19 protein-coding genes, 1 tRNA gene, 1 other RNA gene and 1 pseudogene are annotated in these 24,913 nt (G+C 63.0%); 10 read left to right on the top strand and 12 right to left on the bottom strand.

Features of this window, described 5'->3' with window-relative positions; genetic code table 11:
- Window positions 1-276: 276 nt before the first annotated feature.
- The 3 genes from ABRP93_RS03730 to ABRP93_RS03720 form a co-directional block, all read right to left on the bottom strand.
- Window positions 277-1,740 (bottom strand): hypothetical protein, encoded by a 1,464-nt coding sequence (locus tag ABRP93_RS03730; RefSeq protein ID WP_349886955.1) that lies wholly within the window; start codon window positions 1,738-1,740, stop codon window positions 277-279.
- 107 nt (window positions 1,741-1,847) lie between these two features.
- The gene (locus ABRP93_RS03725) at window positions 1,848-2,102 is read right to left on the bottom strand and encodes a hypothetical protein (protein ID WP_239268952.1); all 255 of its coding nucleotides are present in this window, start codon (window positions 2,100-2,102) and stop codon (window positions 1,848-1,850) included.
- A gap of 427 nt (window positions 2,103-2,529) precedes the next feature.
- Window positions 2,530-4,080, bottom strand: coding sequence for a catalase (locus ABRP93_RS03720; RefSeq protein ID WP_349862127.1), 1,551 nt, complete (start codon window positions 4,078-4,080; stop codon window positions 2,530-2,532).
- Window positions 4,081-4,263: 183 nt separating this feature from the next.
- Between ABRP93_RS03720 and ABRP93_RS03715 the strand changes: the two genes are divergently transcribed.
- Both ABRP93_RS03715 and ABRP93_RS03710 read left to right on the top strand, forming a co-directional pair.
- Window positions 4,264-4,806 carry an RNA polymerase sigma factor gene (locus tag ABRP93_RS03715; RefSeq protein WP_349862128.1) on the top strand — a complete coding sequence of 181 codons (543 nt, stop codon included), beginning with the start codon at window positions 4,264-4,266 and terminating at the stop codon, window positions 4,804-4,806.
- A 260-nt stretch (window positions 4,807-5,066) separates the two neighbouring features.
- Window positions 5,067-6,425, top strand: coding sequence for a YkvI family membrane protein (locus tag ABRP93_RS03710; RefSeq protein WP_298695388.1), 1,359 nt, complete (start codon window positions 5,067-5,069; stop codon window positions 6,423-6,425).
- Between the two features lie 129 nt (window positions 6,426-6,554).
- Here ABRP93_RS03710 and ABRP93_RS03705 read toward each other — a convergent pair whose 3' ends face one another.
- Window positions 6,555-7,586: an aspartate-semialdehyde dehydrogenase gene (locus tag ABRP93_RS03705; RefSeq protein ID WP_298695390.1), complete on the bottom strand. Its 1,032-nt coding sequence runs from the start codon at window positions 7,584-7,586 to the stop codon at window positions 6,555-6,557.
- Window positions 7,587-7,629: 43 nt separating this feature from the next.
- On the bottom strand, window positions 7,630-8,895 hold the full coding sequence (locus ABRP93_RS03700) for an aspartate kinase (RefSeq protein ID WP_023025016.1): 1,266 nt from the start codon (window positions 8,893-8,895) through the stop codon (window positions 7,630-7,632).
- A gap of 240 nt (window positions 8,896-9,135) precedes the next feature.
- Here ABRP93_RS03700 and ABRP93_RS03695 point away from each other — a divergent pair, with 240 nt between their 5' ends.
- Entirely contained in the window at window positions 9,136-9,978 is an 843-nt protein-coding gene (locus tag ABRP93_RS03695; RefSeq protein WP_349886954.1) for a DMT family transporter, read from the top strand.
- Here ABRP93_RS03695 and ABRP93_RS03690 read toward each other — a convergent pair.
- Window positions 9,975-11,060, bottom strand: coding sequence for a mannosyltransferase family protein (locus ABRP93_RS03690; protein ID WP_349886953.1), 1,086 nt, complete (start codon window positions 11,058-11,060; stop codon window positions 9,975-9,977). The genes ABRP93_RS03695 and ABRP93_RS03690 overlap by 4 nt on opposite strands.
- Window positions 11,061-11,294: 234 nt before the next feature.
- On the opposite strand from ABRP93_RS03690, the gene leuA reads away from it, so the two are divergent.
- The 6 genes and pseudogenes from leuA to ABRP93_RS03660 all read left to right on the top strand — a co-directional run bounded on the left by leuA (window position 11,295) and on the right by ABRP93_RS03660 (window position 18,755).
- The gene (gene leuA, locus ABRP93_RS03685; protein WP_349886952.1) at window positions 11,295-13,112 is read left to right on the top strand and encodes a 2-isopropylmalate synthase; all 1,818 of its coding nucleotides are present in this window, start codon (window positions 11,295-11,297) and stop codon (window positions 13,110-13,112) included.
- 34 nt (window positions 13,113-13,146) lie between these two features.
- Entirely contained in the window at window positions 13,147-13,929 is a 783-nt protein-coding gene (locus ABRP93_RS03680) for a hypothetical protein (protein WP_349886951.1), read from the top strand.
- A 399-nt stretch (window positions 13,930-14,328) separates the two neighbouring features.
- Window positions 14,329-15,462: pseudogene (locus ABRP93_RS03675) on the top strand (exonuclease domain-containing protein); the annotation flags it as partial.
- Window positions 15,463-15,489: 27 nt separating this feature from the next.
- Window positions 15,490-16,767 carry a Mur ligase family protein gene (locus ABRP93_RS03670; RefSeq protein WP_349886948.1) on the top strand — a complete coding sequence of 426 codons (1,278 nt, stop codon included), beginning with the start codon at window positions 15,490-15,492 and terminating at the stop codon, window positions 16,765-16,767.
- Entirely contained in the window at window positions 16,760-17,533 is a 774-nt protein-coding gene (locus ABRP93_RS03665; RefSeq protein ID WP_349886947.1) for a type 1 glutamine amidotransferase, read from the top strand. Before ABRP93_RS03670 ends, ABRP93_RS03665 begins: the two co-directional genes overlap by 8 nt.
- A gap of 124 nt (window positions 17,534-17,657) precedes the next feature.
- A complete protein-coding gene (locus ABRP93_RS03660) occupies window positions 17,658-18,755 on the top strand; it encodes an HNH endonuclease signature motif containing protein (RefSeq protein ID WP_349886946.1) in 1,098 nt (365 codons plus the stop codon).
- 43 nt (window positions 18,756-18,798) lie between these two features.
- Here the strand turns inward: ABRP93_RS03660 and ABRP93_RS03655 are convergent, their stop codons facing one another.
- The 6 genes from ABRP93_RS03655 to ffs form a co-directional block, all read right to left on the bottom strand.
- A complete protein-coding gene (locus tag ABRP93_RS03655) occupies window positions 18,799-19,455 on the bottom strand; it encodes a recombination mediator RecR (RefSeq protein WP_023029977.1) in 657 nt (218 codons plus the stop codon).
- A 72-nt stretch (window positions 19,456-19,527) separates the two neighbouring features.
- The gene (locus tag ABRP93_RS03650; protein WP_023024999.1) at window positions 19,528-19,893 is read right to left on the bottom strand and encodes a YbaB/EbfC family nucleoid-associated protein; all 366 of its coding nucleotides are present in this window, start codon (window positions 19,891-19,893) and stop codon (window positions 19,528-19,530) included.
- A gap of 67 nt (window positions 19,894-19,960) precedes the next feature.
- Window positions 19,961-22,546 carry a DNA polymerase III subunit gamma and tau gene (locus tag ABRP93_RS03645; protein ID WP_349886945.1) on the bottom strand — a complete coding sequence of 862 codons (2,586 nt, stop codon included), beginning with the start codon at window positions 22,544-22,546 and terminating at the stop codon, window positions 19,961-19,963.
- 18 nt (window positions 22,547-22,564) lie between these two features.
- A complete protein-coding gene (locus tag ABRP93_RS03640; RefSeq protein ID WP_349865760.1) occupies window positions 22,565-23,089 on the bottom strand; it encodes a hypothetical protein in 525 nt (174 codons plus the stop codon).
- Between the two features lie 22 nt (window positions 23,090-23,111).
- A complete protein-coding gene (locus ABRP93_RS03635; protein ID WP_349886944.1) occupies window positions 23,112-24,383 on the bottom strand; it encodes an aspartate aminotransferase type Ic in 1,272 nt (423 codons plus the stop codon).
- A gap of 64 nt (window positions 24,384-24,447) precedes the next feature.
- An RNA gene (gene ffs / locus ABRP93_RS03630) (signal recognition particle sRNA small type) lies at window positions 24,448-24,544 on the bottom strand.
- Window positions 24,545-24,753: 209 nt separating this feature from the next.
- Here ffs and ABRP93_RS03625 point away from each other — a divergent pair.
- Window positions 24,754-24,842: transfer RNA gene (locus tag ABRP93_RS03625), tRNA-Ser, on the top strand.
- Window positions 24,843-24,913: the final 71 nt, after the last annotated feature.

Below are 24,913 nucleotides of genomic sequence, written 5' to 3'. Positions count from 1 at the left end.
ATTGCTGTGTGGTAGCGCACATTCCTGCCGTGAGCCGCACATATCCCCCTGGGCCGACCTGGATAAATAGCTTTGGGCAAAACGGGAAACGACGCGGCGCCCCTACAGCACCGCGTCGCCCCTATTCCCTATCACTCACAACGGCGCAAGCCGTTCGCCTACCCCCTAAGTAGACGGTGTGAGCACTAGCAAGAATAACACTCCTCGCATTCCAACCATAGCGATGGCAAATATTGCCAGCTTCATACAAGCTTTTGCCTATTTAAGTACACAATTTCATACTTTAGCGCCTGTTTTTGGGTTCTTCCTGGCAGGAACGATCCATTTCACTGCACTCAGACCTACGAGAGTGATAGCGCCCAATACGGCAAGGCCGGTCCACAGCACCACTGCCTCACCATCGTTGCCCGCCACGGTGACAGCCGCCGTTGTCCAGTTGAGCGGCAAAAGGTTAGCTACTACCTGCCACACCTTGTCCACCCCGGCGATGGCCGCGGATTTCCACAGCCACCCCACCAATGCGGTCTGCCCAATGCCAAAGATCGCGGCGAGGATGGATCCTACGGTCATGCCACACAGTTCGAGCAGGCCACGCACGATAAGAGCGGAGGACAGGGCACCCAAGAACAGCGCCCCTCCGGCGGCCACCGCGGCGATGGGGGTAAGGCCGATGGACAAGACGAAGAGCAGGATCTCCCCGATAGCCACCGCTGCCAGCGATCCGCCGAGAACCATCAGCCACGGGCGGAATCCCAATTTCCACGCCACTCCGGCCGCGGATCCAGCCAGCAGGACGAGCGCGGAAATGAGCATGGCGATGACCGGGCTCAGCTGGCGCGCATCTTCCTCCGCGGCCACGTGCGCGGGAGGCAGGGCGCGCTGCACCGCGCCCAGGTTCGATTGGTTTTGTTCCGCCATGCCGGTGAGCTTGCCGGCGCCATCGTCAAGCTGGCCCACCCCATCAAGCGCCTCATCCACGCGGCTATTGAGCTCCGCGATGGACTGGTTGAGCTGCTGCGCGCCTGCCACGGCCTGGTTGATGCCATCGTGGTAGGCATAACCGCTTACCGCCAGCTGATTGGAGAGATCGCGCGAGCCATCCTTCAGCTTCTTCAGCTCCCCAGTCAGGGATTCGTCGAGGTGGAAGTTTTCCACCTGCTTGCGCAAATCCCCCAGCTGGGAACGAACTTGTTTCGCTTCCTTGGAATCATTTCCTTTCAGGTCGCGCACCGTACCGTCGATGGCTTCTAGGATTTGGCCTTGGACGGCTCCCAGGCCCACGACCTGGTCAACGGCCCCTCCGACGGTATTGGCCAGTTCCGTCGCCCCACCGCCGAGGGTATTGGTCCCTGACTGCAACTGGTTAAGCCCCGACACCAGCTCTTGCGAACCACCGGCGAGCTTTTCGACGCCCTCGCCTAATTCCCCAGCACCCTTATCCAGCTCACTGGTGCCCTTGTTTAACCGATCCGCGCCAGATTTCAGGATGCTAGCCTGCGCTTGGGCGTGGCTGGCGGCCTCGGCGGCTTCCTTAAGCTCTGGCGAGGTCGAATTCGCCTGCGGCGCGCCATAAGGCTGCGCGGCGCTCGACCACGCATGCGCCGGTTCCCACTGCGACCAGGCCGCCACTGCGGTACCAACGATAAGCGGTACGGCGAGCAATACGAGCAGTAAGAGTGTGCGCCACCGCGAGGAACTCGCGGACGCGGTGGGCGCGGTCGAGGCAAGGCGTTTGGTCATGCTAGTAACCTATCGCTGCAGGTCATTCCCTTTCTGCAGGCGCGCCGATCCCCACGCATTACAAAGAGAATCTACTATTAAGACATGTCTAATCCTCTAAAACTCTCTCACTCCCGCGCCTTGGCGTGCGTAGCCGCGTTTCCGCTGTGCATGGCATTGGTCTCCTGCACCGATGATGCCGATAACTCTGGCGATTCCAGTGAGCCCCAGTTTTCTGATGCCGTGGCGCAATCCAGCTCCAGCTCCAGCACTACAAGTTCCACGGAGCAAACGGCGACTACGACGGACTCGCCCACAACCTCCCCGGTAGAAACGGTAGAAACTACTGCACAGCCACCTGCACCACAGGAGACAACAGTCACTACCACTACCACGCAGGCCAAAGGTGATTGTTCCCCAAGTACCTTCTCGTCTCTAGAGCCCGATATGGGCAAAATTGTGGTGTCGGATTGCGACGGGGAATGGGCTCATTTTGGCAAAGACAGTACAGATTGGACCGCTTGGGCACGTTTTAGCGATGGCGCATGGACAACTATTGAACCCATCGGTGAAACAAATAGTGGTTTGACCGCACCGTGCTATGACGTAGACAAATGGATCAATCAGGGCGCGCCGAGCTTTGTTGCAGACAATATGCGCCGCTGCGATTAATCCCGCCTAACGCACAAGCCGCCTTCGACCAATTACTCCACCCAACTCACAGCAGCTCGCTGTGGGGTGAGGACGCAGGGATGGTCGAAGGCGGCTTTGCTTTATGCCTCTAAAAAGCAGTACAACCGCAGTGGCGTGCTACTTCTTTTCGGCGAAGACCTCGCGCACGCGCTGGCCTAGGTCCGGGTGGACGTTGGTCCAGTACTGGTACACGCGCTCTTCGGTTTCTTCGGACACGCCGGCCATCGCGTTGGTGATATTGGTGACCAAGCGCTCCTTGGCGGCGTCGTCGTAGACGTTTTCGTACAGGTCGCGAGCTTGGACGAAGTCATCGTCTTCCGCGTGGCGCACGTACGGCGCGCGGACCAAGTCCTGGCCGTGGGGGTCCGGATTCACGTAGAGGTCAGCCGCGGTGGTGGTCTCTAGGTCCTCGCGGTTGTTTACGGAGGCATCGTCAAGCACGCCCGTACCCTTCGCATGGCGGTTGGGCGAGTACACCGGATCCTCTGGAGCATTGTAGAAATACTGCATTGGACCCTCGTGCTCGTAGGTATTGACCTTCTCCGCATTGCGCGGCTGGTTGACCGGCAACTGCTTGTAATTCGGCCCGATGCGGTAGCGCTGCTGATCCGCATAGGCAAAGACGCGGGCCTGCAGCATCTTATCCGGGGACAGGCCAACACCCGGCACAATATTGGAGGGATCCAGCGCAACCTGCTCAATTTGAGCAAAGAAGTTGCGCGGGTTGCGGTTGAGCTCGAAGTAGCCCACATCGTGCAGCGGGTAGTCCTTCTTGGACCAGACCTTGGTCAGATCGAAGGGGTTGAAGCGGTAGTCCTCTGCCTCCGCAAGCGGCATGATCTGCACCTTGACGTCCCAGATGGGGTAGTTGCCCTCTTCGATGGCGTTGTAAAGATCCGCACGGTGGCTATCCGGGTTCTTACCGGCTTCCACGGTGGCCTCTTCATCGGTGAAGTTCTCAACACCCTGGCGGGAGATGAAGTGGTACTTCACCCAGAATGCCTCGCCGTCTTCGTTGACCCACTGGAAGGTGTGGGAACCGTAGCCATTTTGGTGGCGGGTGGTCTTCGGGGTGCCGCGGTCACCCATCAGGTAGGTCACCTGGTGGGCGGATTCCGGGTTGCGGGTCCAGAAGTCCCACTGCATATCGGCATCGCGCAGGCCATTGGAACCAAGCCGCTTCTGGGAGTGGATGAAGTCCGGGAACTTCATGCCATCGCGCACGAAGAATACCGGGGTGTTATTGCCCACGATGTCGAAGTTGCCGTCTTCGGTGTAGAAGCGGAGGGCAAAGCCGTGCACGTCGCGCCAGGTATCCGGGGAGCCTTGCTCGCCAGCGACGGTGGAAAAGCGGCCCATCATCGGGGTGACGGTGCCCTTCTGGAAGACCTTGGCCTTGGTGTAGGCGGACACATCTTCGGTGATGTGCAGCTCGCCGTAGGCGCCATGACCCTTGGCGTGCGGGGTACGCTCGGGTACGCGCTCGCGGTTGAAGTGGGCGAGCTTTTCAATGAGGTGAATATCGTTGAGCGCGAGCGGACCCTGGGGTCCGGCGGTCACGGACGTGTTCTCGGAAGGCACGGGCTGGCCGGACGGGCGAGTAGTATTGCCCTTACCTGCGGGACGCTGTCCCTTGTTCAGGATGTCATCAGCGGTGGAATCAGTCATGGTATGTCTTTGCCTCCTGGCAATCAGTCGATAATTTGGGGTCAATTATCAATCACGGACAACCCATAGTTTACTACGTATAACGGTGCTGCGCTACCTTATGCGCGCATATGCTGCTTGCCGATGCCCCAGCCACCGCAACCTTGGCTAAGAAATACAACAGCTACTGGTAAATTCATTCAGGTGACACACCACTCCGCAGCAGACGACGCCCGCGTCACCGAGCTCGCCCTCCGGGCTGGGCGCGGCGACCGAGCAGCACTTACGGAGTTCATCAAGGCTACCCAGGATGATGTCTGGCGGCTGCTCGCCCACCTGGGCGGCCCCGAAATCGCCGACGACCTCACCCAAGAGACCTACCTGCGCGTCATCGGTGCCTTGCCGCGCTTTGCCGCCCGCTCTTCCGCCCGCACCTGGTTGCTCTCGCTGGCCCGGCGCGTCTGGGTGGATAATATCCGCCACGATATGGCCCGGCCCCGCAAGTCCGCCACACAATACGAGGATGCCATGAGCTCCGCCGCGGAAAATTCCGGCTCCTGGAGCGATTGGATCGATGCCCGGACGCTTATTGATGCCCTGCCGGCCGACCGCCGCGAAGCCCTCATCCTCACCCAAGTGCTGGGCTATACCTATGAGGAAGCGGCCAAGATTGCCGGGGTGCGCGTCGGCACCATCCGCTCCCGCGTGGCGCGCGCCCGCAAGGACCTCATCGAGGGCGCAAATTAATACCCCCGAATGTTCGAGCGCCTGGACGCATACTTTCGCCGCAATACTTATCAACGTGCAGGTACTTGGGGCAGCGCAGCGGGCGCATGCGGACCCTGGGCGGGGTAGAAAAATACTAAAGTGACGCGATTTCAGCTGTGAAGTCACGGGTGAAATGTGATTCTATTAGATACACACACGTGATAAATCGACCGTCGATCCGGGCCCGCGCGTTCCCAAAGCCGGGCCCGGCGAGTGTGAGTAAGAGAGTTTCTCCCCTCATGATTAAACGCGCAATCGGAATCTCCATGGCGTTTATTGGCATCGTTGTGGGCGCAGGCTTTGCTTCGGGCCAAGAAGCCATGCAGTACTTCGTAGCTTTCGGCGAGTGGGGCCTGTGGGGCATCGCCCTCGCCGCCGGCCTCATGATGGTCACCGGCGTGTCCATCCTGCAGCTGGGCTCCTATTTCCAAGCCGTGGAGCACACCGCTGTCTATAACAAGATCGCTTCACCAGTCACCGCCAAGATCTTGGACTGGTCCACGCTTATTACGCTGTTTTCCATCGGTTTCGTCATGTTCGCCGGTGGTGGCTCCAATATCAACCAGCAATTCCCCAGCATCCCTGTGTGGGTCGGCGGCACCGTCATGCTGATCCTCGTGCTGCTGGTGGGCCTTATGGACGTGGACCGCGTTACCCGCGTCATCGGTACCATCACCCCGTTCATCATCGTCTTCGTAGTGCTGGCCACCGGCTACACCATCCTTACGGCCGATGTGGACTTCGCGTCCCTGAACACCTGGGCCATCGATAATGTCAATACCTCGCTGCCAAACTGGTGGCTCTCCGCCTTAAACTACACCGGCCTGAACGTTATGACGGCCGTGTCCATGTCCATCGTCATCGGCGGTAACTTCCTGGATAACCGCGCCGTGGGCATCGGCGGCGTCATCGGTGGTTTCCTCTACCTCATCCTGCTGGCCCTGCTCGTCTTCGCCCTCTTCTTCGAGGCAAAGGACGTCAACGGCGAGGATATGCCGGTACTGAGGCTGATCACGAGCATCCATCCGGTGCTCGGTGTGCTCATGACCTTCGTCATCTACGGCATGGTCTTTAACACGGCCATCGGTATGTTCTACGCCCTGGGCAAGCGCCTAACCCGCAATAACCCGAAGCGCTTCTACCCCGTATATGCGGCATCCTGCATCATCGGCTTCATCCTGTCCTTCATCGGCTTCCAGTCCCTAGTCAGCAACGTCTACCCCATCCTGGGTTACCTCGGCCTGCTGATGATTGTGGTGATGGTTTATAACCGCATTAAAAACCGGGGCATGCTTGCCGATGAATCCGATCGCCGCATGCGCGCCCACGATCTCGTCGCCCGCAAGTTGGACCCGCGCGAGCGCTTTACCAAGAAGAATGAGCGCGAGCTGCGCATGCTAGCCGCAGCATCCAATATGCACACGCAAGAATTCATCGATCACCTCGCCGAGGATATCCACGAGGAGCTCGAAGAGGACGATGAACTCGACTACGACCGTTCGGAGCCTGCGCCTTCCGTCACCTACGTCCAGCACACGAAGCCGGAAGTACCTTCCGTCGATAGTGACTTGGACTTTGGCAAGAAAGACGAAGGCTAAGGACTAAGCCTTAGCGAAGCAAAACGCAATTCGGCTCCTCGCTTCCCAGTACAGGAAGGAGGAGCCGAATTTTTTATGCGCTGAGGCCAACGCTTAACAGCCCTGCCCCGGCGCGGTGGTGCCTTGCGGCTATACCAAGAGTTCTGCGATCTGGATGGTATTGAGCGCAGCGCCCTTGCGCAGGTTATCACCGGAGACAACAAGCACGAGTCCCTTATCGTCATCTACCGTCTGATCCTGGCGGATGCGCCCGACCAAGGAATCGTCCTTGCCGGCGGCGGCGAGAGGGGTGGGGACATCGGCAAGCGTCACGCCTGGAGCATCGCTCAGGAGCTCGGTGGCCTGCTCCGGGGTGATGGGCTTGTCGAATTCCGCGTGGATGGTCAGGGTGTGACCGGTAAAGACAGGAATGCGCACGCAGGTGCCGGCAACCTTGAGGTCCGGCAGGCCGAGAATCTTGCGGGATTCGTTGCGCAACTTCTGCTCTTCGTTGGTCTCATTGCTGCCGTCATCGACGAGGTTGCCGGCAAAGGGCAGTGCGTTATAGGCGATGGGCGCGACGAAGGGGCCCAAGTCCTCATCATCGAGGGCAGAACCATCGTGGACCAGATCCACGTTGTGATCGCCCACGCTGTAGACCTGCGCGGCCAGCGTCTGCACGCCGGCCAGGCCGGAGCCGGATACCGCCTGGTAAGACGATACGTGCAGCTTGTTGAGGCCCGCGGCATCGTGCAGGACTTTCAGCACCGGCATGGCGGCCATGGTGGTGCAGTTCGGGTTGGCGATAATGCCCTTCGGCGGGTTCTTCGCCTCCTCGGGGTTTACCTCAGTTACCACCAGAGGGACCTCCGGGTCCTTGCGGTAGGCCGAAGAATTATCCACCACGGTAGCGCCCGCGGCGGCAAAGACCGGGGCCCACTTCTCAGAGGTGGAACCGCCCGCGGAAAATACCGCGATATCGACATCGGCCACGGATTCTTCGGTGACCTCGGCCAAGTCCTCCACTTCGATCTGCTCGCCGCGGAATTCCAACTCGGTGCCGGCGGAACGGGCGGAGGCGAAAAAGCGCACCTTATCCGCCGGAAAATTGCGTTCTTCCAAAATTGAGCGCATCACGCGGCCGACCTGGCCGGTGGCGCCGACGACTGCAACGGTAGTCATTGTCTTCCTTTAATTGCTCTGAACTGCTCTGTAGTGCTCTGGTTTAGCGTCCGGTTCCAGCATAGACGGTGGCTTCTTCCTCGCCGCCGAGCTGGAATTTATCGTGCAGGGCGCGCGCGGCCTTTTCCAAGTCTGCCTCGCGCGTCAGCATGGAGATGCGGATTTCGGAGGTGGAGATAAGCTCCATGTTCACTCCCACATCGCGCAGGGCCTCGGTAAAGTCCGCCGTCACGCCTGGGTGAGACTTCATGCCGGCGCCGACGAGGGAGACCTTGCCCACTTGGTCATCGTAAAGCACATTGGACCAGCCGCCCTCAGACTTCAGCTTGCTCAATAGCTCCATCGCGCGGGGGCCATCGGCACGCGGGCAGGTGAAGGTGATGTCGGTGGTGCCATCCTCCAGGGAGGAGACGTTTTGCAGCACCATATCGATATTGATCTCCGCATCGGCGATGACGCGGAAAAGCTTCGCGGCCTCGCCCGGGCGATCTGGGATGCCCAACACGGTTACCTTCGCCTCGGATTTATCAGTTGCTACACCAGTAAGTACTGCTTCTTCCACGGGGATATCCTCCATCGAGCCGGTCACCAACGTGCCGGGGTCATTTGAATAAGACGAGCGAACTCGCAACGGAACATTGAAAGCGCGGGCGTATTCCACGCTGCGCAGGACCAGAATCTTGGATCCTACGGCGGCCATTTCCAGCATCTCTTCAAAAGAGAGCTTTTCTAGCTTTTGCGCATCCGGGACGATGCGCGGATCGGCGGTATAGACGCCATCGACATCGGAGTAGATTTCGCACACATCCGCCTTCAGCGCCGCAGCCAGGGCCACCGCGGTGGTATCGGACCCGCCGCGGCCCAGGGTGGTCACATCGCGCGAGTCCTTATTCACGCCCTGGAAACCGGCGACGATGCAGATCTGTCCATCCTCTAAGGCCTCGGTCAGGCGGCCGGGGGTGACGTCAACGATGCGCGCATTGCCGTGGCGCTCGGTCGTCAGCACGCCCGCCTGGGAGCCGGTAAAGGACTGGGCCTTCGCACCTAGGGACTCCACCGCCATGGCCACGAGCGCATTGGAGATGCGCTCGCCCGCTGTAAGGAGCATATCCATTTCGCGCTGCGGGGGAACAGGATTGACCTGCGCTGCAAGGTCAAGAAGCTCATCGGTGGTATCCCCCATAGCGGAGCACACCACGACGACATCATTGCCCTGCTTTTTAGTGGCCACAATCCGCTCCGCTACCGCGCGGATGCGATCTGCGGATTCGAGGGAGGAGCCGCCGTATTTTTGAACGATCAGGGCCACGGTGTGGTTGCCACCTTTCGTTTTAAAAGGCACCCCTGCGCGCAGACGCGCCACAGAAATACCTGTCGGACACTAGTCAAATTCCTATGCTACCCCGCAAGGCGCTACACCTCATCATAATTCCGAGACAATACTTTTATTTTATTCACACCCACCCCCGTGCGCGCGCTGGGTGGCGGGGCGGGGGCGGCATCGATAAGCAAAATGCATCTCCGTCACTTTTTTACTAGCGTTGAGCGGGTGTTAAGCAACCTCCTCGCCGTATTCTTCGCGCTCGCCTCCGCGCTTACGGTTGCTTGGGGCACGGTCGTTCGCCACCGCATCGCCCTTGAAGCAGACGATTCAGTCATGCGCTCCGCTATGACCAACCCACTGTGGTGGGTCGGCACTGGCGCGGCCATCCTCGCCTATGGCCTCCAGGTCGTTGCCCTGGGGTTTGGTACCTTGCTGGTGGTCCAGCCCATTTTGGTCCTCTCGCTCATGTTTACCCTGCCGCTTTCGGCCTGGTACGCCAAGCGCCCCATGCCCGTGCACGAGACGTTCTGGTCCATTGCGCTGACGGTGGCGGTCGGCGTGATGGTGGTCTACGGCCGCCCCGTTGCCGGCAATCCCCGGCCCGAGTGGAGCCAGTGGTGGCCCGCGCTGCTATTGGGCCTGGCCACCCTGGTCGCGTTGGGCGTGGCCGGCCATAAATTCCGCGAGCAGCGCCCGCTCGCCCTGGGCACGGCGTGCGGCGTCATCTACGGTTTCGTCGCCCTGCTCTCTAAGGCCGTGGTCGATATCTTCACCCACGAGGGCCTGAGCGTCCTGGTGGGCAGCTGGCAGTTCTACGGCCTCATCGGCCTCGCCCTGACCGGCACCGTGGTGCAGCAGTACTCCTTCAACGCCGGTCCGCTGGCGCAGTCGCTGCCGGCCATGACCATCTTCGAGCCCATCGTCGCCTTCGGCTTGGGCTACATGGTCTTGGGCGAGAAATTCCTCATCGATTCCACCGCTGGCTGGCTGGTCATGATAGCCGCGCTCGGCGTCATGATTGCCGCGACCATCATTTTGTCCCGCAATCCTGTCAGCCAGCGCAGCTAGATGGCCCACTCGAATACGGCCAGCATATAGGCCGAAAACCAGGCCCCGAAGAGCACCCAGGCGCCCACGCTTGCCGATGCCCCCTTCTTGCCCACCCACGGCAGCAAGACCACCGCTGCGGGCAGTAAGAGGCGGGGGCGGGAGTGCATAATGCCATCGGAAAGCAGCACATTTGCCATCAGCACCGCGGCAAACAGCCAGGCCGGCAGCGGCAGGCGCCCCCAGGCCAGCAGCAGGCAGATCGGGGCGGCGATGATCACCGCGGCACTGAGCAGATACCCGCCGTTCGTGGCGCTAGACAGCGTCTCCGCCACCCAGGTCACCGTCGCCCGGCCGCCGTCGAAACCGGAATTCCAGTGCTTTTCCTGCAGGCCAAAGTACCCGCCGGCGCCGGATAAATGGCGATTCGCCCACCAGATATAGCCAGCTAAGGGCAGCGCCGATACCGCCACGCTCAGCCAAGCCCACCAAGTGCGCCGCGCCTTGAAGAGCACCATGAGCGCGAAGACCACGATGAGATCCACCGCGGTGAGGCGGACGAAGGAGGCAAGGAAAATGAGCACCCCAGCCGCGATCCAGCGCTTATCATGCAACATCACCACGGCCCAGATCGCGAGCGCGCCGAAGAGCGCCTCCGTATAGGGCATGACAAAAACGATGCTCATAGGCGCGCTGGTGACCACCGTCGCGCCGAGCACCTGGCCGCGCGTGCCCAGCCCCATCTGCCTAGCCAGCGCCATAACGCCCGCCGCCAAGGCGATGGTGAAAAAGAGGTTGAGGACCATCGCCGTGCCCGCAATATCCGTGCCCAGCAGGTTACTGACCGCCCGCACCGCCAGTGGGAAGCCGGGAAAGAACGCGAGGGCGGTTTCCCCGCCATAGCCCGCGCGGGCGATGTCGACATAGTAGTGGGCGTCCCATTTATTCAGCAGCCCCCAGAGGGAATCGCCCTGCGCCGCGGCCAGCGCCGCGAGCACGCTGAGGCGAATCGCCGTTCCCGCAACCGCCACCAGTGCAGCATAAAACCAGCAGCGCAGCGCGGGCGCGGCTGCGGGGCGGCGGGTGGTAGGAACAGTAGGCACATCAGCATGGTACGCCACGCGCCCGGGTGTCCCGCTGAATGAAATATGTTGCCACACCGTGAGATCCTCTGTAGTGTGACCGGTATGACATTGCGGAACGACCTACTCCTTATCTGCCGCGGCGGGATTTCGGCCTAAACCTACGGCCAGCGCCCCGTCGCGGAGTCTGGCAATCCTTAGCCCAGCTGGCCGTCGCACTTCCCGACACCAAATACATTAAGGACACCGCACACTATGTCTCCCAACGATTCCTTCATTAGCGCACCCCGCGAAATCACCACCCCTGCAGGCCCTCCCCGCGAGGGACAGCCCGCTTGGAATAAACAGCGCGGCTCCTCCATGCCCTTCGACCGCTACCAGCCCTTCGCAGTAGAGGTCGAGGACATCGACCTGCCGGACCGCACCTGGCCGGGCAAGAAGATCACCCACGCCCCGCAGTGGTGCGCCGTAGACCTGCGCGATGGCAACCAGGCGCTGATCGACCCCATGAGCCCCGAGCGCAAGCACCGCATGTTCGACCTGCTGGTGCAGATGGGCTACAAGGAAATCGAGGTGGGCTTCCCTTCCGCCTCCCAGACGGACTTCAACTTCGTCCGCGAAATCATCGAGGGTGATAAGATTCCAGAAGACGTCACCATCCAGGTCCTCGTCCAGGCCCGCGAGCACCTGATCCGCCGCACCTTCGAGGCCTGCGCCGGCGCAAAAAACGTCATCGTGCACTTTTATAACTCCACCTCGAAGCTGCAGCGCCGCGTGGTCTTCCGCAAGGACAAACCGGCCATCAAGAAGCTGGCTACCGATGCCGCCGAGCTCATCAAATCCATTGCCGCCGACTACCCCGATACCAACTGGCGCTGGGAATACTCCCCCGAGTCCTTCACCGGCACCGAGCTGGATTTCGCCCGCGAGGTCTGCGATGACGTGGTCGCCATCATGGATCCCAGCCCCGAGAACCCGATGATCATCAACCTGCCGTCCACGGTGGAGATGATTTCGCCGAATGTCTATGCCGATTCCATCGAGTGGATGGACCGCAACCTGGCCCGGCGCGATTCCATCTTGATTTCGCTGCACCCCCACAATGACCGCGGCGAGGGCATTGCCGCAGCCGAGCTGGGCTATATGGCCGGCGCCGACCGCATCGAGGGCTGCCTGTTTGGCAATGGCGAGCGCACCGGCAACGTGGACCTAGTGACCTTGGGTCTGAACATGCTCACCCAGGGCGTTGACCCCCAGATCGACTTCACCGATCTGCCCAAGATCCGCGAAACCGTGGAGTACTGCAACCAGCTGCGCGTTCCGGAGCGCCACCCCTACGGCGGCGAACTGGTCTTTACCGCGTTCTCCGGCTCGCACCAGGACGCGATTAATAAGGGCTTGGACGCGCTGGCTGCAACGGTGCGCCCAGAGGCCAATTCCACCGACGTCAGCTGGGAAGAGCTGCGCGATGCCATCTGGGAGGTGCCTTACCTGCCCATCGACCCGAAGGACGTGGGCCGCGATTACCAGGCCGTTATCCGCGTCAATTCCCAGTCCGGCAAGGGCGGCGTCGCCTACATCATGAAGACCGACCACGGCATCAATATGCCGCGCGCCATGCAGGCGGAGTTTTCCACCGTCGTGCAGGAAATCACCGATACCGAAGGCGGCGAGGTCAATTCCAAGAATATGTGGGACATCTTCGCCACCGAATTCCTGGACCGCACCACCCCGCTGCAGCTGGAATCGTTCGAGATCGACAATATTTCCGCCGATGACACCGATGCCACCGTCACCGCCACCGTGACCTACAACGGCAAGAATTCCGAGGTCACCGGCACCGGCAACGGCCCCATTGCCGCCTACGCCAATGCGCTGGAGTCCTTGGGCATCGACTTCGATGTCATCGATTACTCCCAGCAATCGCGCTCGGCCGGCGATGATGCCGAGGCCGCCTGCTACATTGCCGCGGACGTCAACCAGAACAAGGTCTGGGGCGCGGGCATCGCCGGTTCCACGACCCGCGCCTCCATCAACGCGATTACCTCCGCAGTAAACCGCGCGTTGGCCTAACGCGGGCGCGGGTCGGCATGGTAGAAGATCGACTATGCCTTCTTCTACCTACCTCATCCCCCACCGCGGCCTCGGCGCGGTGCAGGCCTTGCCCATTCACGGCGCATCGGTGAAGGGCACGGAGGAGTTTACCGTCACCCTGGCTCCCAGCCAGGAGGGCGGTTTAAGCGTGGAAACCCAAGACCAGATCGGCACCATTAGCGCCGCGGACCGCGCGGAATACCCCGAAATCGATCTCCTTTTCCGCGCCGGTCTCACCCCAGCCGCCACGGCCCAGCCGCATACCGATGGCCACGTCACCCTCCTGCTTCCCCGCCCCGGGCTCTGCCTGCCGGCGAATAATCCACCCGTCGGGCCCTATACGATGCTCGGTTACGCCCCGCCCATCGATATCACCGATCTCCCCGCGGATCTCTATATCCCCGCCCAGGCCCGGATGCACGTGCTGGTCAACCTCGTGCCCTCCGCCAACGCCGTCGACGTCTTCTTCGGCCCTAAGTTCCTCACCACCCTGTCCCCGGGTCCCTCGCTGCCCCCGCTTGCCGATGCCCCCATCCTCGCCCACGCCTACCACGCCCCGCGCGGCAACGATCGCGTGCTAAGCATCTACGCCGGCGATCCGCTGCCCGCCTCCAACGAGGACTCCGTGGCCGTCGCCACCCCGACCACGCAGGCGGCGACCGAGACCTTCGAAACCAGCAGCTTCCGCGCCGTCACCGCCACACCGGAGCCTAGGCGCCGCACTGGGTGGTGGGTCACGGCCATTGCCCTAGTCGCCGTCGCGGCGCTGGTAACCGTATTGATCGTCGCGGTTTAGTTTCCACTAAACCGGATTAGGCACCGATGAGGCCCGGCGCGCCCTGTCCCGCCACAGGAATTCCGGGATACTAGACTTAGGTTGATGAATAACACACCTGGCCCCTCCCCACGGTCGCCGCAGGCTCCTTCGCCGGCGACCATGGCGTCCCAGCATGCGGCTAGGACCCACGCCCAGGCGTCCCCTCACTCCGCAGCCGACCCCGCCGCACAGCAGCGCAAGCCGGGCCCCAACACAGGTACGGCCAAACCGGGGCCGCGTCGGCCCCGTCCACGCCGCGCCGTCCGCCCCTCCGGCGGGCCTGCGACGCCGAAAACCTCAGCCGCGTCGTCTTCCCCGGCCGCCACGGCTTCCGAGGCATCCACATCCACCGCAGACAGCGCGCCGCAAAAGCAGCCGGACAAGGCCGAGACCGTCGCCAAGCACCCCTACGTTGCCCTCACGCTGCAGACCACGGGCATCCACCCCTCGACCGGCCGCATCGTCACCATCGATGCGGTGGCCTTTGATAACGCCGGCGATATTGGCCAACGCTTCCACGCCGTGCTCAAGCCGGATATCGACGCCGGCCCGCACCACCTCCATGGGCTCACCGTCGCGGATATCGAGCAAGCACCCGCATTTAGCAGAGTCCTCAAATCGCTGGATAAGCTTATCGATGGCCGCACCCTCGTCGTCCACGATATCCCCTATACCTGGGGCTTTATCGTCGCTGAGGCTCGCCGCGCCATGATGACCGCCGCCCGCCAAAACCGCGCGCGCAACCGCGGGCGCAATAAAAGCAAGCGGCGCCGCCAAAAGGTGGGCCACATGCCCGCCCCCGTACGCATCATCGACACCTTGGCCACCTCGTATGCGCAGGGGGTGCGTTCGAATGATGTGCGGCTAAGGGGCGTCGCTAAGCAGAATGGCCTGGATGCCGATCCTAAGGCGACGCTGGAGCGCGCCCGGCGCCCGGAGCAGGAGACCTCGCGCGAGGAGACGGAGCTGCTCATCCAGCTCTACCAGCACCAGCAGCGCGGCCCGGTGCGCAGCTATGCCCCAGACGAGGTCCGCGCCGACCGCTTTGGCCTACAGCGCTCGCACGTGCGCGTCGATGCCGCCGAAGCCCCCGTGCAGCACCACAACCCCGGCAAGTACGAGCCCGGCAAGGAACTGCGCCGCGGCATGGAAATCGTCGTGGCCCCCGAAATCCTGGAGGACCCGGATACCATCATCTCCGCCCTCATGCGCGAGGAGCTGAACTATTCAGAGAAGCTCACCCGCGAGGCATCGCTTGTCGTGTGCAATGTCACCACGGATCTCGTGGGCAAGGCCATGCACGCCCAGCGCAAGGGCATCCCGCTAATGTCTGATGCCGCGTTTCTCGATGCCCTCACCCGCATCGAAGACCCCACCACTGCGCGGCGCCAGCCCCCGCAAAAAAGCGGCGGAAATAACCAGAGCAAGAGCCAGAAACGGCGGCGCAGGCGCGGCGGGCGCGGCCGGGGGCGGCGAAATTCTGGCGGCTCGGCGCCCAAGAACAACGCCTAGGCCGCTTCCCCGACTACCCTAGGGGGCATGAGTTTTTCAGTCCCGGGTGCCTTGAAGAAGTTGCGCACCACCGCCGCGACATCCGCCGCGAAGCTGGCCACCACCGCTTCCCGCGCCACCGGCCGGGGCGCCGGCGGAATGATCGGCGGCCTTATCGCCAATGCCATTGATCCCTCCATCATGACCAACCTCGGCGGCGGGCGCCCGGCCGTGCTGGTCACCGGCACCAACGGCAAGTCCACCACCACCCGCATGCTCGCCGCCGCGGTCCGCGCCGAGCACCACGTCGCCACCAACGACGGCGGCGATAACATGGACGCCGGCATCATCTCTGCGCTCATGGCGGGCAAGGACGCCTCGCACCTGGTCCTCGAGGTCGACGAGCTGCACGTGCCGCACGTTGCCGATAACCTCAACCCGCAGGCGCTCGTCCTGCTCAACCTCACCCGCGATCAGCTCGACCGTGTCGGCGAGATCAACAAGATCGAGCGCGCCCTCCGCGGCGCCGTGGAGGCCCACCCGGACATGCTGGTCATCGCCAATTGCGATGACGTGCTCATGACCTCGGTGGCCTATGACGCCAAGAACGTTATTTGGGTCTCCGCCGGCGCCGGCTGGCTCGGCGATTCCGTCACCTGCCCGCGCACCGGCGGCCACGTCGTGCGCACCGAGGATGACTGGTACGCGGTCAAGCCGCTTGCCGATGGCCGCGAGTTCCGCCGCCCGCAGGCGACGTGGGGCGTCGATAAGCATGGCGTTATCACCCCCACCGCAAAACGCCCGCTCAACCTGGCGCTGCCGGGCCGCGCCAATCGCGGCAACGCGGCACAGGCCATCGCCGCGGCCGTCGAGGGCTTTGGCGTGGACTTGGACCGCGCTATTGCCGCGGCGGAAAGCATCGATGACGTCGCCGGCCGGTATTCCACCATCCATTGGAAGGGCCGCGAGATTCGCCTGCTGCTGGCCAAGAACCCCGCCGGCTGGCAAGAGGCCCTGTCCATGGTGGATCGCAGCGCCGATGGGCTGGTCATCGCCACGAACGGGCAAGTTGCCGATGGTATCGACATGTCCTGGCTCTGGGACGTGAAATTCGAGGGCTTCAATGGTCTCAGCGTCAAGGCCGCCGGCGAGCGCGGCACCGACCTTGCCGTCCGCCTCGTCTACGCGGATATCACCCACGAGCTCATCCCGGATCCCATGGATGCGCTCGCCGCCTGCCCTGAGGGCCGCATCGAGGTCCTTGCCAATTACACCGCCTTCCGCGATCTGAAAAAGGCCCTGTCCAAGGAGGCTAATAATGCTTAATATCGGCCTAGTGCTTCCCGATGTCCTCGGTACCTACGGCGATGACGGCAACGCCCTCGTGCTGCGCCAGCGCGCCCGCATGCGCGGCCTCGACGCCGAGATTCACCCCATCCGGCTGGGCGAACCCGTGCCCGAAACGCTGGATATTTATACCATTGGCGGCGGCGAAGACACCGCGCAGATTCTTGCCGCAGAACACCTCATTGCCGATGGCGGGCTGACCCGCGCCGCCACGTCCGGCCGCCCCATCTTGGCCATTTGCGCTGGCCTGCAGGTCCTCGGCGAGTCCTTCCGCGCCTCTGGCAGGGTTATCGATGGCGTCGGGCTTATCGATGCCACCACCGCCGGCATGCAAGACCGCGCCATCGGCGAGGTGTCTTCCACCCTTACCGGCGCCGGGGTGACCGCAGATCTCACCGAGCCGCTTACCGGCTTCGAAAACCACTTGGGCGCGACCATCCTCGGCCCGTCCGCCCAACCGCTGGGAACCCTGACCCGCGGCAATGGCAACGCCGACCAGGCCGCCACTGCGGATCTCGCCGATGGCTCCACCCAGCGCACCTACGAAGGCGCCGTGCAGGGCAGCGTCATCGCCACTTATATGCACGGCCCCGCCTTGGCCCGCAACCCGCAGCTCGCGGATCTGCTCCTGGCCCAAGCCATGGGCGTTTCGCTCGCCGATCTCGATCCACTAGACATCCCCGCGGTCGACCGTTTGCGCACCGAGCGCTTCAACGCCGCCGAGCCGCCGCGCTCCCAGCGCTAAACCTGTGGATAACTTCCCCAATTCGCGGCCTTCACAACCAAAAAGAGCCAAATTGAGCCGAGTTATCCACAGGCTGGCCGCGGTCGCCTTGTAGCTCCCAGGCCCCAACCCTAGGCTGCGGGGCATGACGTTATTGGAGCAGCTGGGGGACATCGCCAAGCGCGGCGTAGACCTGATTGAAGAGGCCTACGCCGCCGCTGACCTACCCCTGCCTGCGGACCAAGCGCGCGAGCTGCGCCGCACCGCCGAGGCTTTCCTCGCGCCCACCAGCCACTCGCGCTATCAACGCCGCGCCCTGGCCGCCGCACGGCGCAACGAGCACAGCCTGGACACGCTCGCGCTCATCGCGCGCCGCTCCCAGCGCGTGAAAAATCCCACCGAGCGCTGGCGCTTCCGCAAAACCCTGTGCGCTACGGCCGGGACCACGGCCGAAGTGTCCCGCGCCGCCACCCGCCTGCTGCGCGAAATCGCCCCGCCGCCCGAGCGCAAAGACGGCGGGCGCCGCATCCTGCACGGCGAGAAAACCACGCTGAGCTTTACCGGCCCCGCCGCTGAAATGGCCGATATCTGGGCCACCGCGAAGGGCGATCCCCTCGCCTGGCTCACCGGTTCCCGCGCCGTCGCGCCGGCCAGCGTAACCACCAATGTCATCATCGAGCTGCCGGATTACCTGAAAATCTTGCACGGCGAGGGCTCCGAAGTCCGCCTCGCCATGACCAACGGCGCCACCATCACCGGCGCCGACCTTATCCGCCGCACGCTCGCCGGCGCCGGCCTTTTCACCCTCATCCACCCCGAGGAAGGCCCCGTCAACCTCTACCGCGCCCGCCACGCCTCCGCCAAACAACGCCGCATGCTCGAGGCCGAAGGCGCGCGTTGCGCGTGGCCCGCTTGCCGACGCCCCGCCGCCGAATGCCAAGCCCACCACATCTTCGAATACGCCCGCGGCGGCCACACCCACCCGGCGAACATGTGCCTTTTGTGCCCGTACCACAACTCCATCAACGGCCTTCCGGGACGCGGGCGAATGGCGCGCATCAACGGGCGCATCGCCTGGCTGCCGCCGCATCCGCGCCACACGGACCGCCCCGCCCCGCCGGGCTCCGCTGCACCGTCACGTTCGGCGCCACCGCCAGACTCGGCGTCGCCACCGGAGCCGAATGCGCCTCCCCCAGTCTTTACTGGCCGCGCGCCACGCGGGCCGACCGCCGCCGTGCCCTAAACCCCAAGAAACCGAGCGGTGCCGCGGTCGGTGCTGCGGGCCCCTAAATGGTCAAGCGCCCCGAAAGCGCACGGGACAAGGTGAGCTCGTCCACGAACTCCAAATCGCCTCCGAGCGGCATGCCGGAGGCCAATCTGGTGATCTTTAAATCGGGAAAGTCCCGCAATAACCGCACCAGGTAAGCCGCGGTGGCCTCGCCCTCCGTATTCGGGTCGGTGGCGAGGATGACCTCACGGATGGTAGGGGTGTCGTCGTAAAGCGGGGCCTCTGGCGTGGAATCCGCCAACTCCCTATCCGGCAGCACCCCGCCCAGCCGCTGGAGGAGCGTGGAAATATTCAAATCCTTCGGCCCAACATTGGCCAGCGGATCCAGCGCACCGCCAAGCACGTGGTAGCGCCCCTCGTACTCACCCGTGCGCTCGATGACCTGGATGTCCTTCGGCTCCTCCACAACGCAAATAGTCGAGGCGTCGCGCTGCGAATTGATGCAAATCCGGCACACATCCTCGCGCGAAATATTGCAACAAATACGGCAGAAAGTAACGCCGTCGCGCACGCCGCCTAAGGCATTTTGCAGGCGCTCGATATCCTCCGGTTCCATGTGCAACACATGAAACGCGATACGCTGCGCCGACTTCGGGCCGATGCCCGGTAGCCGCGAAAACTCATCAATGAGGTCCTGCAGAGGTCCTTCAAACACCACAACTCCCAAAATTACGTCAAGGCCGCGGCCCCATCACCGGGGCAACGGCCTTTTAAGAATATCGCGCGGTTAGAAGCCGCCGAACATGTCATCCATCGACGGTCCACCCTGGCCGCCCATGCCTTGCGACAGGGGACCAATCTTTTCCTGTGCCAACTTGCCCGCTGCGGCGTGGGCATCCTTAAACGCGCCCATCACTAGGTCCTGCAGCGTATCGATGTCCTCCGGGTCAACCACGGACTTATCAATCTGCAGGTCTACTAGCTCGGCGCCACCGGTCATGGTCACCTTAACCAGGCCATTGCCCGCGCTGCCCTCAACGTTGGTGGCCAGGATTTCTTCCTGCGCCTTCTGCAGCTCGGCCTGCACCTGCGCCGCCTGCGCGATGAGGTCGTTCATGTCGTTGGGTTGTGGGGTGGAATCTTGTTCAGCCATAGCTTTCGTCCTTTCTAAATAAATCCACTGTAGCTTTGCTACCGCCCGAGTCTACCGTGCCGCAGTCCTAGACACGGCGTGCGCCTAGTTCCTTTTCCACGAGTTCTATCGCTATCTCGGTGGCGCTGCGGTGGTCCATTTCGCCTGCGGACTGCGCGGCTTCGACCATGTCGCGTTCTTCGTCATCGCGCGTATAGGCCGGCGGTTCTTCCGGCGGCGGCTCGTCCGCGGGGCCCTCCGGCTCGGGCGGCAGCGGCACCCCGTTGCTAAATTGCGGCGTGCGCGCGAATTCTTCATCGCGTTGCTTCGCCACCTCGCTTGCCTTGGCAATGCGCGAGCGCCACCCGGGCTTACTCTCCGCCTCCTTGTCGTCGCTTGGCTCCCGCTCGGGCGCGTTGGGGTTCCATTCGGGTTTGGCCTGCGGGGCCCGCGGCGCATCGAACCCTGCGCTCTTAGGGTCCGTGCCCACCACGCAGTTGACCTGAATATCGCGCTGGAATTCCTCCCGCAGCACGTCCACGATGACGGAATTATTCGCCGGCGCATTGATGCGTTCTGCCAGCGCACCGGTGGTATGCCCCAGCGTCAGCGTATTATCGCGGAATCCGAGCACGCGGGCTTCGGCAAGCATGATTTCGGCAACCTTATTACGCTTGCCGACGCTCCCCCTCAGCTCCACCCATTTCCGCTTCACTGCCTCCACGAAATCACCGTCATCGCCGCTTGCCGATGCCCCCTTCGACTGGTCCTGCCTCTCCGGCTGCGCTGGCGCCGCCGGCACCGGTTTCTCCAGCGGTTCCGCCTGGTCGTTTCCGCGGGCTGGCGCATTCTGCGGAACCTGGCGCTCCTGGCCCCATGGATCCGCGCTACCGTCAGTTTCTACGTTGCCGCCTGCCGCGGTAGCCGAAGCGTCCTCCGCAGGCACATCGCTAGACTGCGAATCCGTGGACTGCTGCTCAGGCTGCCCAGCCCAATCAGCTCTTTCTGGCTGCTCTGCCTGGTCAGATGGCCCAGCCTTTTGCTGCTGCCCCGGCTGCGTATACTCCGCGCTCGATTGCGCAGGCCACGATGCTGATTGTTCCTCATTCTCAGCTCCTGCCGGCTGCGCTGCGTCCTCATGCCCGGCCTGCGATTGCTGCGCCGTTGCCTCCCGCCGCTCGTGTGTTTGCTCAGGTTGAGACGGCGATGACAATGCTGACGGTGATGCCGATTCCGGGGCCGGCTCCGGTGCCCCGGTGCCCGCGGCCGCTTGATTCCGTTGTTGTCCAGGTGCCTCTGAAGCAGTGGAGCCAGTAGCGGCCTGGTTTTGCTGAGCCTGGGACTTTGCACGGCGCCGCGCGATGATGGCGGCCGCTGCCGACTGCGGATCCTGGGCGCCCGAAAAGGCTGGCCCGTTTCCTGCAGAGGGTGCTGACTGGCCCGGCTGTCCTGCCTGCGGTGACTGTGCAGACTGTGCCCCTTGGCCAGCATGGTTGGGCTGGTCAGATTGTGCGGATTGCGGGGCGCCGCTGGGTTGGGCAGGCTGGGCTGCGGATGCCGCACTCGGTGCCGCGCCGGACGAGGTACCAATGAGCAAGTGGGCGCACATGATTTCGAGCAGTAGGCGCGGCGAGGTGGCCCCGGTCAGATCGCTGATGCGGTCATTGACGGTGGAGGCAAGATAAGTTAGCTGCGGGCCGGAAAAACGCTGCGCTTGGGCGGTGAGCACCTCGGCGCGGTCGGTTGGCGCGGAAACTAGGCCCGCATCGATGGCCCCAGGCACGGCCTGCAGGATCATCAGGTCGCGCAAACGGTCGAGCAGATCCACTGCGAACCGGCGCGGATCGTGGCCGGCCTCGATGACGTTGTCTATCTGCGCAAAAAGACCGGCCTTGTCGTTCTCGGCGAGGGTGGCGATGGTGTCATCGAGAAGCGTGACGTCCGTAACGCCGAGCAGCGGGCGCGCGAGGTCATAGGTCAGGCCATCGGGACCCGCGCCGGCCAAAAGCTGGTCCAGCAGCGACAGGGTATCGCGCGGGGAACCGCCGCCGGCCTCGATGACCATGGGATAGACGGCGTCTTCGACCTGCACGCCCTCGGCGGCCACGGTCTTTTGCAGCAGCCCCTTCATCGCGGGCGGGGTAAGCAGGCGGAAGGGATAGTGGTGTGTACGGGAGCGAATGGTGCCGATGATCTTTTCCGGCTCCGTCGTCGCAAAGATAAAAATCACGTGCTCCGGCGGCTCTTCAACCACCTTAAGCAATGCGTTGGCACCGGACGGGGAAATCATGTGCGCCTCGTCGATGATGAAGATGCGGTAGCGCGATTCCGCCGGCGCATAGTAGGCGCGATCGCGCAGCTCGCGCATGTCCTCCACGCCATTGTGCGAGGCGGCGTCGAGCTCCGTCACGTCCAGGTTGCCCGGGCCGCCGGGCGCGAGCGACACACACGAATCACACTTACCGCACGGCGTCGAGGTGGGCCCGTGCTCGCAGTTGAGCGAGCGGGCCATAATCCGCGCCGAAGACGTCTTACCGCAGCCGCGCGGGCCGGAAAAGAGGTAGGCGTGGTTGATGCGCCCCGCGTCGAGGGCGGCAGATAGCGGCGTGGTGACCTGCTCTTGCCCCACGACCTCGGCAAACGTTGCTGGACGGTATTTCCGGTATAAAGCCACGGTTAGCCAGTTTACCGGCTAACCCTCGCGCGACCAGTCCAGCAGGTCAATGCCCTGCTCGGCCACGGCCTCCTGCAGCTTGCCGACGCCCTCTTCCACCCCAAACGCATATTCCGCATCCGTCAGCATGACCAGCTGCAGCACGAGCGTCAGGCGGTTCTCCTCGCGGTATTGCGGCGTCTGCCCGCCCCAGAGGTACGGGGCGATGAGCAGTCCGTGGTGCACGGTCAGCTCGCCGGGGAGATCCAAAAGCGACGGCAGCAAGACGCCGGGTTGCGCGGGCAAGAGGCCGCCCGCCTTCTCCAGCTTCGCGGCCGCGGCCCCCACGGCGGCGGCGACTTCGGGCTGGCCCACGCGCGCTACAGTGACGAGTTCGCAGCGCACATCTAGGCCTTCGGCATCGCTGCGCAGGCCGGTATCGACGTCGTTGAAGGTGGTGGTGAGGGCGAGGGATTGGGCATCGGCAAGCGTGGCTAAACCCAGCCTGCGCCCGTCGACGTACCGGAACTCCAGGGGAGCCGGGATGACCTCGCTGAGCCACACGGCGGATTCGTCGGCGTTGATTTTAGCCCTCCGCCTTTTCGATGGCCGCCAGAAGCACGCAGGTGGCAACGCCGTCGATGGCTTCCTCGATTTCCTCCTGCGGCGGCAGCGACACCGCAAGGCGGATATTGCGGTCATTCTCATCGCGGCCGTGCGGGTAGGCCGCGCCCGCCTTGGTGAGCACGATGCCGGCATCCTTAGCCAGCTCCCACACGCGGGTGGCGGTGCCGTCGACGACGTCCATGGAAATGAAGTAGCCACCCTTAGGGTCGGTCCATTCCGCGACGCCGTACTCGCCCAGACGCTCATCCAGGATGCGGCGCGCGGCGGCGAACTTCGGCGCCAGCAGCTCGGCGTGGCTGCGCATCAGCTCGCGCACGCCGTCCGCGGAGCCAAAGAACTCGGCGTGGGCGAACTGGTTGATCTTATTCGGTCCAATGCCGCGGATGCCCGCGTTCGCCAGGTACCAGTCGAGGTTGTCTGCCGAGGACCCGAAAAAGCTCACGCCAGAGCCCGCGAAAGTGACCTTGGAGCTCGAGGACATGGCCCAGAAGCGGTTGGGGTGCCCGCCCTGCTTGGCGATGTCCAGAATCGGCAAGATTTCCGGGAACTCGTCTGTCAGCGTGTGTACTGCATAGGCGTTATCCCACACAATGCGGAAATCCGGCGCCGCGGTATCCATGTCCGCCAGGCGGCGGGTCTTGTCCTCCGAAATGAGCGCACCGGTGGGGTTGGAGAACATGGGAATGATCCACATGCCCTTGACCTGTGGGTCCTGGGCGAGCTTAGCGATGGCCTCGACATCCGGGCCGTCGTCTTCCATCGGCACCGTCACCAACTCGAAGCCGAAGAGCTCCGTGATGGCGAAGTGGCGGTCATAGCCGGGAACCGGGCAGATCCACTTGACAGTTTCTTCCTCGCTCCACGGGTGCGGCGAATCATTGGTGCCGAAGGTATAGGCCCAAGAAATGAGGTCGAACATGATGTTGAGCGAGGAGCTATCGCCGGCCAATAAGAGCTCTGGGTCAATATTGGTAAGCTCGCCCCACAGCTCGCGCAGCTTCTTAACGCCCTTCAGGTTGCCGTAGTTGCGCAGGTCAGCACCTTCAGCATCGGTGTAGTTTCCCTCACCCGGCAGCGACAACAGCGCGTTGGAGAGATCGAGCTGCGCCTTCGATGGCTTGCCACGGGTCAAATCCAGCTTGAGGCCCTTTGCCTTCAGTCCCGCATATTCTTCGCGGACTTTCGCGGCAAGTTCTGCCAAGGCGGACGATTCCAGAGTGAGAAGCGACATTAGTATGTCTTACCTTCCGTAGTGTGGTGCGACGTTTAGCCACCAATACTAACGCACCCTGCATAAAAAAGGGACCCCGCGCACCCGTCAGAGCCTCCTGACCCTTGCTGCATTCCTGCCCTGGGGGAGTTCAGAGGATGGACGCCACGCGGAATCCTGCCCTTACTTTAACGCCCACGGCCCGCATAAGCCAAATACACCGCCGCCCGACATCGCTTGGGGCGAGGCGGAAGGCTGTGGGGGCATCGGCAAGCGGCAGCAGTTCGGTGAGCGCCGGGTCCTGCCCTACCGAAACCCAATAATTGCCCAAAAATCGGCACTGACCAGGCGATTGGCATTCTAATTGCCACGGCTGCTAATGTTTCTTCTCGGAGGATTCGACTAGCGGCCTATGTCACACGCCTGGAACGCGTGCGGGGTTCACGCCCCTCGTGGGTTCAAATCCCACATCCTCCGCCACTGGAAATCCCGGCTCGAAAGGGTCGGGATTTCCGCATATCTACAGCCTGCTTGTTTAATCCGTGAAAACC

The sequence above is a fragment of the Corynebacterium sp. KPL2850 genome (assembly GCF_040225855.1).
Classification (GTDB): domain Bacteria; phylum Actinomycetota; class Actinomycetes; order Mycobacteriales; family Mycobacteriaceae; genus Corynebacterium.
Note: the sequence above shows the minus strand (reverse complement) of the source record. Positions and strands in the feature narration are given on the sequence as shown.